Below are 11445 nucleotides of genomic sequence, written 5' to 3'. Positions count from 1 at the left end.
TGTCATATCGGGCCCTGGTAATTAGTTGATGTTTCTTTTCCGCTGTACTCTACCGAAACTTCAGGGGCAGCGTTTCTTACAAATATCCCCAGTATGTAATTGCCAGGTGAAAAAGGTCCTTCAACTTTATTCAGGTCTGCTCCGTAGTGGTTCTCCCAGCCGAACTGCCTGAACAGAGAAATGTCGCCTGTTGTTGAATTGACTTCATAAAGAGCAAAACTTACGTCACTGTACGGTGTCATCTTCTTGTCGGACTTTAATTCATCCATACCGTTTATCTTAAAAGTAATCCTCCATGGATTCGTGGTGTTTGCCTCGGCAAATCCCCAGGGGGTATAAAGTACACCGGGATTCTCATTTATGCCCAGAAACTTGTCGTAAAGACGCCATTTGTCATTCATAGACCATGTTATTCCCGAAGGATACCATGTGTTTTCATAATAATCCAAAGTCTCCTGTTGCCAGTTTTGGCTTGTAAAGGAGTTTCTTCCCAAAGAATCTGGGCTGATGGTCTCATAGTGTATTTTAAGGTCATTTGTGAAATCCACCATCAATTCAGCTGACGGGTGGTACTCAGAGCCGTCCCACAGTGAATCGTCAGGGAAAACTTCAGGAGAAATCGCGTAATATGCCGGGAGAGGAAAACCTTTCTCTGATACGTTGACAGTCCATACCGGAATGACTTCTCTTGTTTCGTTGTTGCTTTTGTCTGAAACAGGATAAACCGGATTATTGCTGTCATCCTTTGATATGAGACCTAAAGCAACTGCTTCAGGTATTACCGTCTGTTCGTCAAATGATTCTGACGGGAAATATATGAGTGACACTCCATACCCGAATTCACGTAAGATAGCTGCGGCGAGAATCGAATGATCACCTGAGTCGCCTGTATAATCGGCGAGTATAACTGCAGGCGTTCTTGGGTAATCAGAACTGTGGCCTGATTCAGAATCGGTTTCATATGGAATTGAGCTTACAAACGATAAAATCAGGCCTGTTGTATCTTTTTCGTTGCTGTAACCTTTGCTTTTGATTATGTCAGAGATTTCTTCTTTGATTTCTGGCAATATCTCCTCTGAAGCTGTAATGTAGTCTGTAATATTTACCGGGTATTCCGTGCCTCTGATCCCGTATTCGTATTCTGTATAGAGTTTTTTTGGAATATTTACCCCGATAGAGACATTTTCGTTATTATATGTCCAGTTGAACTTTTTGTATCCCCATGGTTTTGAGTTATCTTCATTGTCTGACCATGAATAGCTGGTGAGATTTTGTGAATATTCATCTTCTGAGTGCCCGAAACCGAGGAAAGAGAAACCATCTGTTGCTTTATAAAGAATGCCTGCGGCGCTTACAAGGCACATGAGTATTATGGCGGCAATAATCCATTTGAAAAGTTTTTGATCAATTTCAAATGCCATGGTCTATTCTCTCCTGCTATATGCAAATGCTACATATGAGCATAAAACAGCTAAAAGAGAAATTATATTCAAATCCGTTCCGGACTTCTGTGTTGACTTAACCGTGACAGAAGCAGTTTCCTGCAATTGGACGGTTGCCGGAGTTTTTGATGCAGTGTGTGGTTTGGATTCCTGAAGAGATGATTCTGTATCTGAAGATAAATATTCTGAATCTGACGATGTTTTTTGGCCCAGGAGTTCGAAGGTATAACTTTTTTTTACAGATGCGTCTTTGCAGGTTATTGTTATCTGGTATGTCCCCGGGTACCACGATGATGTGTCAATCGGGTCATATTTAAAGCTTTTATAGCCTTTTGGTGATGACAAAGGAGTCGTTTCGTCTACTGGTATTTTCATTGCAGTTACTGAGTCCGACCCTACATCCATGTCAAGCCGGTTTATATTAAGGTAAAGAGTGTCCTGTGTTTTTGTTTTGTCCGGTGTTGTGCCTGAAGGTGCCAGATTTGTGATTCCGGAAACTGTAAGAGAGTTGCCTACAGAAATTTCTCCCGGATCGTCTATTCTTATCCACGGTTCTTCTATGACAAATTTGGTCTTAACATATATGTCATCAGTATAAGGGTTGTCCAGCAGTTTTATCAGTGCATTTGCGGCTTCTGTTCCTGACATTGAATTTAAATTCACAGAACTTCCAAAGGTCGCATTAATAACTGCGGGGACTGCGCTGTACTTGTTTGCATTTACCTCGAATATCTTGTTTGGGCCCGGATGCTGGCAGACAAAATAATAAACTCCCGGATACAGGTTGTACGTGAAGTTACGGTTGTAGGTAAACCCGTATTCATTCCATGGAACTTTCTCATCGCTATCGTATGCCGAACCGGATGAAGTGATTCCTGCAGACATGCCGGATTTGTTGTCAGCATACCTGAAATTATTACCAAAAATATACCAGCGAAGTTCAGAAGCGCTTCCCCTGGAAAGCCACCACCCGTAGAGTATATCGCCCTGTGCAAAATAACCGTTGTTTTTATCATCAAATTTTATGTTAAGACTCGGTTCGCTTAAAGGGTAGTCATGTGAAGGCGGGGTGTTTCCGTTTATATCTGTACCGGGGCCACCCGGGTAACTGCTTGAGGTGTACCCGTAAGGCTTTAAGTTTGCATAAATCGTGTATGTTCCTGACTCAAAGTCAGTGGTGTTCCATTCATAGGACCATTTTCCCAGAACTACACTATATCTGGTCACTGTGAATGAATCTTCTTCTCCGTCTGAGACTTCTTTTCCCAAAGCATCAAGTTTCGCCCCGTTTGCAGGCAGGTTCGGGCCGGTAATAAACAGGTATACGTCTTCAGGTTTTGTTGCTCCTGTGATATAACCTTCAAGAGAGATTGAGTCTCCTACCGAATATAAGCCGGACTTTATCTCATCAGACGGCTCATTAAAGTATAAGCTCATCGCACCTGATGACACCGTAAATGACAGTTCTGCAGAGTTGCCGTCAGCGTCTGTCATCTCTATTTCGTATGTGTTAGTAGGGGCTGATTCCGGGACATATATCTGAAAAGTTTTTGTACCTGTCCATTCTGTATGAGTGGATATCTCCTGGTAAGATATCATCTCTTCCCAGTCTCCGCTTTCAAATTGCGGGGCATCAGAACCGGATGAACTGCCTGATATTGAAATATTATATCTGGTGTAAGGGACTCCTGTAACAGTCAAATCGAAATAGGTGTTCTGTACAACCTCTGTTTCGGCAGATAGTGCGGGTGAGAACAAAGAGGCTGTAAACGGATAGGATACGGATTTTTCAAGTCCGTTCAGATTATTTGTAGAAAATACTGCTGTTAATGAAACATTACCGGTTTGTGACGATACTATAGTCTGATCTATCAGCCTGAAGACCGGTGCATCAGAGAGAGTTTCGTCAGGTTTGTCTCTCGGATCAATAGTAAGTGTATCAAGTCCAACGGAATTCTGGTGAATATTCGTAATTGTGGACGTAGTGAGTGTCCCCCTGGAAAGGGAATATTTGTACCAGTTTCCTGTCAGGTTTGCACCGTCAATGTTTACATCCGGTGTGATAAATGCAATATCAGTGGTTTTTGCCAGGGCTGAAGGCTGTTGAGGAAGATTTGAGGGTTTTATGTCAGTATTATACGTGTATATCCCGATTTCCCCAAGAGTTAATTCCCTTACAATGCAGTATGAAGTGCCTGATGTCCCGTCGGGGTAATACGGGTAGTACATTCCTGCTGTAATGTCGTTTCCTGTAAGGGAGCCTGTACCATCTGAAATAGTTATTATCCCGTACCTTGTCCCGTCGGTATGGACAAGTCTGGCAGGCAGAACTCCCGAAGAGTTGGCAAATCTGGAAAAATCAAGATTTCTTTCCCCGATGAAAATGACATCTCCTGAGTTGATTCCTGCGTTCTCTCCTGAGAGTGTTGCATACCGTGCGGATGCTGTATTTATGTCAATCAGGCATATCAGGAAGATTACCAAAAAGATGCCTAAAAATTTCCGTGTGCACATGTTTTTTCTCAGATGTCCTGTATTATGGTTTTTTGTGACAGATTTTCAGTAAATTTATTTGTTATACTAAATTTTTATTTGTTATGCCGTGGGTAAAGACTGACTATGCTCATCATCTCCCAAAACTGTACAAAATGTGCCCCAATACTATAAAAAACCGTTATAATGGCTTATTTTGTAATGCAAAGATACCGGGCATTTCTCCTTTGCAGATCTGATGATCAGATCTAATCTAACAATATAAAATGCATATTTTTTAAAATAACCTTTAATATGTTCGATTTGCGACGGATTAATATTTGAGTATTACAAATATTGATTTATCCCATTTTTTTGGTTTAGATCGATTTAATCTGAGTTATGTGGGTGGAGTAAGAGTTTATGAAAAAAAGAAACAGAAAGGCGTATTTTTCTGCATGCGATGAAGATGCGGTCTCTCCTGTTGTCGGAGTCATGCTGATGCTGGTTGTAACAATTATCATTGCTGCAGTTGTAAGTGGTTTTGCAGGTGGGATTGTCAGTACTTCCCAGGCTGCCCCTTCGGTGTCACTTGACGTTTCGGTTTCGGCAGGTTCCTCGGGGGCATCAAAATATGTTGTGATTGAAAATCTTGGAGGAGACAGTCTTAACACAAAAGACCTCAGGATTATCAGCTCATTTACATGTCCTGATGCAGTCATGAAAACCAGCGTTTCTAATGCAGGAAAGGTTGTTAAACATACGATTGACGGCACTCTTGACCCTGTTGAGGCAAACGATCTGGTGACTGATACAGCAATAGTCCCCGATTACCCGTGGACACCGCAGACGACAAACAATGATGACATTGTCAGCACAAGAACGGCTGACAGGACTTTTGGAACGGCGGTTCTTAGCCCGGGGAGCAGTGTTCAGTTTGACAGGTCCTATTTCCTTGGTTTTCCTACAGACGGAAATAATTACATTTCAGAATACGGACTTGCAGGAAATGAAAATGCCCATGTAACGATTATTCATATCCCGAGCGGGGAAACGATTTATGATAAAGATGTGGTGATAGCGTGGTAACTTCGGGCAAAGACGAAACTGCGGTCTCTCCTGTTGTCGGAGTCATGCTGATGCTCGTCGTGACGATTATTATAGCGGCTGTGGTCTCGGGTTTCGGAATGAATATGATTTCAGGCACGAAATCCGCTCCTGCGGTCCAGATAGGATATGCGGGTCTGATGACAGTAGATCCCGGTAATACAGGAAAAATAGGACTGGTTTTTGAAAATCTTGGCGGAGACGATATAAGACTTGATGAGATAACCCTGAATCTTAAGGAGTCGGGACTTTCCAATGTTACGGATACAGACGGAAAAGTCATCGCGACAACCCGGGGACACGAGGCGGTGGTCTCATACAGGGACTTTCCGTCGGAAACAATCATAAATGACGGTGCGACCTCGACAACTGCAGTTCTGAGTCCAGAATATTTGAGTTTCTATAAGGATTACAGGTTTGCAAAACTTCCAGCACGTTCCGGGGGAGTCGGTGCCATACAGGATAACACTTCTGTTGTCAAGTCTTCAGCAAATCTTCTGATTGAGCCCGGTGAGAAGTTCATTGTCCTTGCAGACAAGTACTCAACCGGGGAAGGAAAAAAATTCGGAAAGGTCTATTATGTTGCCGAACGCGGCAATGCAGCTAATCCGTATTCAGGGGGGTGGTTTGAGGTAGGTCCGAAGACCACGTATTCGATAGTGGATGAAGATTCAGGTTCCGTTATTTCAACAGGGAGTCTTGTGGGAGAAATAATATGAAATTAAAATTCATTAAAAGCAAAATTGGAAAAAATATTTTAAAAGATGATTTTGGAGTGTCACCTGTAATCGGGGTGATGCTTATGCTCGTAGTTACGATAATTATTGCTTCTTTTGTTGCTGTATTCGCCGGAGGTGCAGCGGGTTCAGCTACAGCTGTTCCGAGTGCCTCGCTTGATGTAAGCATCATCTCAAACGGCGGTGATGGTGATGACCAGTATGTCATGCTGATAAAACATCTCGGGGGAGACAGTATTCCGTCAAGTGATATGCAGATTCTGACATATTACACGTCTCCGTCCACATGCGATAAAGGAAAGCAGATGCTTGGAGGTTCAATATCTTCAGTCACTTCGGCTATAAGTGCAGCTAAATTAAGCTACAGTGACCAGGACGTAAAGATACCGTTCCTTAACAACCTGGCTATAGGAAAACCCGGGGATCCCGGAACGAATTTTGGCGAATACACGTTCGGTCCCGGGGATGTGATAAGTACAGGTGACGATTTTGGAACGGCAGTTGCAGTTTTTGGTATTACCACAACATCTGAAATAAACAGTTCTACGTATTCGGGTTATGGCTTTGGAAGGGGTTCTTCAGTGGAAGTTGAGGTAATTCATAATCCAAGCCAGAAGAGCATATACAAAGGGACGGTGACGGTAGAATGAGTATTAAATTATTGAAGAATAAAGAAGTTGCAGTTTCACCAGTTGTCGGCGTTATGCTTATGCTTGTTGTAACAATTATCATTGCTGCAGTAGTCTCGTCACTTTCAGGAACACTTGTCGGTCCTGAAAAAACCGCACCGCAGTCACAGCTTGTTGCAGGGTATGACGTACAGATAAACGATGACGATAAAACAAATAATGTCTCGGACAATCCTCATAAAAACAACTGTCTTACATTCCGTCTTAGCGGCGGTGAACCATTGTCGCTTGACAATTTAATGATTGAACTCAGTACAGGCGACAGTTCGATGAAATTTACTTCTGATACTTTATTGGACAGTTCTTCCGCGGCTGTCGAAGAGGGAAACAAACTGGAAATCTATGAAAACAAAAAGGGTAATTCCACTTATTTTGCGATTTCACCCGGGATGTCTGATATTATTGCCGTAGGTGACACTTTCATGCTCGTTGCAGACGACAGCTATGACAGTACTCTTGCAACGGATGACTCAATAAAAAAGGGAAGATTTCTGACCTGGACTCCTGAGGGGTCATCAGGCACGTTCAAAGCACAGGTGAATGTACCTCTTGAATATGTTATATATGACGCTATAAGCAACAAGCAGATCCAGTCCGGAACGATAACTCTCCAGTGAAGGGGGCGTTAAATGTGAAAGGAAAAACAAAAATCCGGATAAAAAAAAGCTGTTTGTTTCGCGAGGATAATGAGGCAGTCTCACCAGTTGTAGGCGTTATGCTTATGCTTGTTGTGACTATAATCGTTGCAGCTGTAGTAAGCGCTTTTTCTTCAGGCATAGTTTCGACTTCGGAACAGTCTCCTTCAGTATCATATGAGTTTACGATAAAAGCAGGTGATGTTTCCAAATCTGATGGTTACCCAGTTGAACTGCGTGTCCTTGCAGGAAAGAACGTTCCTACTAAAGACCTCCAGATTATAACGTCATATACTGTTCCCGAGAGTTCCCGCGGGGTCAAACTTGATGACGGCGGGAGGGTAATTAAGCATATTCTGGACGGTTCTATCTCTCCTTTTGAGGAGGGGACGACAACCTCTGATCCTTCAGTGGATATAGATGATACTGTAGACGGCTATCCGTTTACTCCGCAGACAAACGGTTATTCCGGGGCATTGTACCCGGCAACGAGCGGTTTTCAAAATACCGAGTACTTCGGGACCTGCAACTTTGAGACCAACTGCGTTTATTTTTTCGCAGACCCTGATAAGTTCCTCGGATTTGACACGGGTGACAGTAAATATGGGTTTGGAGAAGGGTCAGTTGTCCACATCACCGTTGTCCACAAGCCAAGCAACACTGCAATCTTTGACCAGGATGTGAATGTAATATGGTAGATATTCATGAAAGAGAAGGGGCGGTTTCGCCTGTTGTCGGTGTTATGCTTATGCTTGTTGTAACAATAATCCTTGCAGCGGTCGTTTCGGCTTTTGGAACGGGGATGATGGGAGACACTACTTCATCAATGCCTGCAACAGTTAAATACATCGGAATTAATCCCGGGGGAGACGATAAAAAGCTTGACAACGGTTTCGTGGGACTGATATTTGAAGTCACCGGTGGTTCACTTGATCTTGAAAAGATGAAGTTCTACATATCAGGAACTGGTTTCGGTGGCGGAGGAGAGGCATTCATGACCTATAATGACGCTTTATGGGGCAAGTATTATAATGGAGGAGACGGGGCAAGCGGGGGAAACAGATTCTACTTTAACAATCCCGGTACAGGTATGCTTGCATATGACCCTACAGAATTTTATACGTGCCGCATGATGAAATTCAAAAATCTTGACCCGACAGGGGAAGGCATGTGCCCGGAAGAAACAATCCTTAGTACAGGAGACCGGTTTATATTGTTTATTGAATATCTGAGTCCGCAAAGTGCGACAGCTCCGGCGAAACTTGGGTTTGGAGTGCACAGAAGCGATGGATCGGGGGCAAGCACGGCATTTCAGAGCGGGGCAGTCAGTGTGAACGGTGACGGGCACGGCATTCTTTCAAGCGAAGACGGAACGGTTTTCTGGGACGGTTACATGAAGGCATCGGATATACTCTGATTTTTTCTTAAATCTATATTTTTTGTACAATCAAAATATGTCATCTTTTTTTAATTATGTGTAATCGGAAAAGGCATGATATAAATTGTAGTAATAAAAAAGATATGACCAAATTATTCTATGATACTGAGGTAATAACTCTCCCTATTAAATGTCTTTTCTATTCTCTTTAAACAAAATCTTATTTGTCCTGCTTTTTTATCTGTTGTATAGGCTTTGAAAGAAATAATCCGGTTTTTCTGACGGGGAGTAGACCTGAAAAATTCTTTTTGTATGTCTTTTTTTGGGTAAATTATTATTGTTTGATTTTTTAGTTAACCGTTAAATATTATGTTAAATGTGAAAATTATATTAAGTTACATCAACTTATATTGTATATACCAACAACTGACATTTATTGAGAAAGTACCTTTGAAATGCATACGGGGGGGATTTCCGGAAAAAGCAATCATTACGTTTAAAGGAAGGATCTTAGGATTATGAAGAAAACTCATGAAGAAATCACGGCGTATTTAATGAGTGTGCTCCAGAGCAGCAGGTATGGTCTTACAATCGCTGATATCGTGCGTAAAACAGGTATAAGCAGAAACACTGTTGGAAAATACCTTACTATCCTTTGTACGTTAGGTCAGGTCGAAATGCATGTAGTTGGACCTGCACAGGTGTACAATCTGTCAAACCGCATTCCCATAAACAAAGTATGGCTCGAAAGAATGCCTCTTGCTTATGTTTTAATCTCCAGTGAGGGGGTAATCCGGGATGTCAATGAAAATTTCTTTCAGTTGTTTTCCTCACCGGAAAATATTCTTATTGGTAAAAAAATGACTGAATCAGGAATTGATGTACTTCAAAAAATTTCAGAAATGCCCGATTATCTTCTTGCACTTAATGGAAAAATGGGAAAAAAAACAGAATTTGATGAAGTGGAGGCAGAAGGGGCTACATATATAATATGGACATATCCCGTCGTCCTTTATGACGGAAGCTATGGAGTCATCAGTACACTGGCCTGCCAGAATCCAGGCTGATAATTGTAATTATTAAAAAAAAGATTCCTGTTTTATGTTTTATTCCATTGACCTGAATGCTTGGAAATATCTAATTCATGATTTTATTTGCGGCAGGTTTTTCTGACCTCGTTGATAAAGTGGCTTATCTGCATACTGTCGTTAATTTTTTTGTCAGCGAGTCTTTCAAGCATATTTTTTCTAATCTGGAGATTGTATTCAAGGGCGTCATCATTCCACCCGTGAGTATATGCAATATCACCTAAAACTTTTGATTCTCTTGTATTTTTGATAAATTCGTCATTTATGTGATCCCATCTGTAAATTTCATTCCAGCTGATGTCCCCTTCATTTACAACCATTTCGTTTATTGAGAGGCAGCGCCTGAATCCGCGCCCTTCATCAAACTGGAGACCCTGAATTACCATAAGGTCAAGTGCACCGAACATAACCCTCGGGACGTTTATCGGCTCGTGCGTAAGCCTGTTGATTGCCTCACTCACTCCACCTGCATGAATGGTTGAATAAGTGGTATGTCCGGTATTCATTGCCTGAAAAAGCGTCTGCGCCTCGGCACCTCTTACTTCCCCTACGATGATATATTCCGGGCGCTGCCTTAAAGCTGCTTTTAGAAGAGTAAACATGTCAACATCGGATTTTGTGGAGGTTATCCCTGTCTCTCTCGTTCTCATGGCAAGCCAGTTGTCGTGCGGTAGCTGAATCTCCCTTGTATCCTCAATTGATACAATCTTTGCTGTTGTGGGTATAAAAAAGGATGCGGCGTTCATTGTTGACGTTTTACCTGACGCCGTTCCCCCTACGATAATTATGCTCTTGTTGTTTTCAACGGCAAGCCAGATGAATGCCATAAGTTCCGCATTGTACGTTTTGGTTGAGATTAGATCAACCGGGGTCATAGGGTCTGTCTTGAATTTTCGGATTGTAAAAGAGCTCCCTTTAGACGATACTATGTCGCTGTAAGTGATCTGTGCCCTGGCTCCTGTCGGAAGAGCGGCGTCGATAATCGGGGTGGTCAGTGAAAGCTGTTTATCCGCTTTTTGTGCCAGTTTTAGGACATATTTGTTAAGTTCGATATTGTCGAAAACAAGGTTTGTTCTGAGGTTGCAGTATTTTCTGTGGTATATGTACAAAGGTATGCCGGCGCCGTTGCATGTTATGTCCTCGATGTTCTCGTCACTCATCATTGGGTCAAGTTTGCCGTAACCGGTAAAATTTCTCTGCAGGTAATATATTAGTATATCAGTTCTTTCGCAGGTAATTGAGGGATCAAACGATTTTATGACCTGTTTCAAAAACATTGGATCAAGTTTCAAATCTCCTTTCGGCCTGGGTGAATCATAAACGAGAACTGATCTTAGGTGCTCGTATGTTTCTTCGAGAATTACAAGCTCTTTTTTTGTTATTTTCGGTTCTACGATTGAATAGGTTAAGTCGAATTCCCAGTTCCTGAAAATTTTTACATATGAATAAGGCGGTTTCAGCCAGTACCTTTCGACAACCCAGTCGATTTCATCACCGGACAATTCGGGAAGAGGACATTCAAAATCTGAATAATTTTGAAAAATCTCATTGATTTCATCGTCGGGATTTATTCTTTTTTTACCGGAGTCGTCTTTTAGACCTGAACATTCTCTGGATTTGTCTTTTTTAATTTTCAGGTTAAATCCAAATTTTGACGTCAGTTCTGAAATATTTAATGTTTTTTTTCCTGACTTAATTCTGAAAGGATTTTTTTCATTTTTGATACTGCAATCCGGACTATCGGGATTGTTGTCAGAACCAACAGTTTTTGTCACGTTTTCTTTTCTGTTTTTGGAAAGCTGTAGTCGTTCAATTTTCATGAGATGCCCTCTTTTGAAGAATTAAAAGGAAAGTTTGTTCATATGTGATGTGCTATTTTATTATTGTAATTTTATTT

10 protein-coding genes are annotated in these 11445 nt (G+C 41.8%); 7 read left to right on the top strand and 3 right to left on the bottom strand.

From position 1 onward, the window contains the following. Positions 1-2: 2 nt before the first annotated feature. Positions 3-1421, bottom strand: coding sequence for a hypothetical protein (locus tag J2128_RS05370; protein ID WP_209690061.1), 1419 nt, complete (start codon positions 1419-1421; stop codon positions 3-5). A 3-nt stretch (positions 1422-1424) separates the two neighbouring features. Further along, entirely contained in the window at positions 1425-3926 is a 2502-nt protein-coding gene (locus tag J2128_RS05365) for a hypothetical protein (protein WP_209690060.1), read from the bottom strand. 411 nt (positions 3927-4337) lie between these two features. Here J2128_RS05365 and J2128_RS05360 point away from each other — a divergent pair, with 411 nt between their 5' ends. The 7 genes from J2128_RS05360 to J2128_RS05330 all read left to right on the top strand — a co-directional run bounded on the left by J2128_RS05360 (position 4338) and on the right by J2128_RS05330 (position 9527). Then, complete coding sequence (locus tag J2128_RS05360; protein WP_209690059.1) at positions 4338-5003, top strand: type IV pilin N-terminal domain-containing protein; 666 nt, start codon at positions 4338-4340, stop codon at positions 5001-5003. Beyond that, on the top strand, positions 4997-5740 hold the full coding sequence (locus J2128_RS05355; RefSeq protein ID WP_209690058.1) for a type IV pilin N-terminal domain-containing protein: 744 nt from the start codon (positions 4997-4999) through the stop codon (positions 5738-5740). Before J2128_RS05360 ends, J2128_RS05355 begins: the two co-directional genes overlap by 7 nt. Further along, positions 5737-6408 (top strand): type IV pilin N-terminal domain-containing protein, encoded by a 672-nt coding sequence (locus J2128_RS05350; RefSeq protein ID WP_209690057.1) that lies wholly within the window; start codon positions 5737-5739, stop codon positions 6406-6408. Before J2128_RS05355 ends, J2128_RS05350 begins: the two co-directional genes overlap by 4 nt. Continuing rightward, positions 6405-7064 (top strand): type IV pilin N-terminal domain-containing protein, encoded by a 660-nt coding sequence (locus tag J2128_RS05345; RefSeq protein ID WP_209690056.1) that lies wholly within the window; start codon positions 6405-6407, stop codon positions 7062-7064. Before J2128_RS05350 ends, J2128_RS05345 begins: the two co-directional genes overlap by 4 nt. Before the next feature lie 14 nt (positions 7065-7078). Further along, positions 7079-7780 (top strand): type IV pilin, encoded by a 702-nt coding sequence (locus J2128_RS05340; RefSeq protein WP_209690055.1) that lies wholly within the window; start codon positions 7079-7081, stop codon positions 7778-7780. Further along, on the top strand, positions 7774-8499 hold the full coding sequence (locus tag J2128_RS05335; RefSeq protein WP_209690054.1) for a type IV pilin: 726 nt from the start codon (positions 7774-7776) through the stop codon (positions 8497-8499). Before J2128_RS05340 ends, J2128_RS05335 begins: the two co-directional genes overlap by 7 nt. A 479-nt stretch (positions 8500-8978) precedes the next feature. Further along, positions 8979-9527 carry a hypothetical protein gene (locus tag J2128_RS05330; RefSeq protein ID WP_209690053.1) on the top strand — a complete coding sequence of 183 codons (549 nt, stop codon included), beginning with the start codon at positions 8979-8981 and terminating at the stop codon, positions 9525-9527. An 83-nt stretch (positions 9528-9610) separates the two neighbouring features. On the opposite strand, the gene J2128_RS05325 is transcribed toward J2128_RS05330, so the two are convergent. Beyond that, entirely contained in the window at positions 9611-11368 is a 1758-nt protein-coding gene (locus tag J2128_RS05325) for a type II/IV secretion system ATPase subunit (RefSeq protein WP_245323338.1), read from the bottom strand. Positions 11369-11445: the final 77 nt, after the last annotated feature.

Source organism: Methanomicrobium sp. W14 (genome assembly GCF_017875315.1).
Lineage (GTDB): Archaea > Halobacteriota > Methanomicrobia > Methanomicrobiales > Methanomicrobiaceae > Methanomicrobium.
This window is presented reverse-complemented; position numbering and strand designations above follow the sequence as displayed.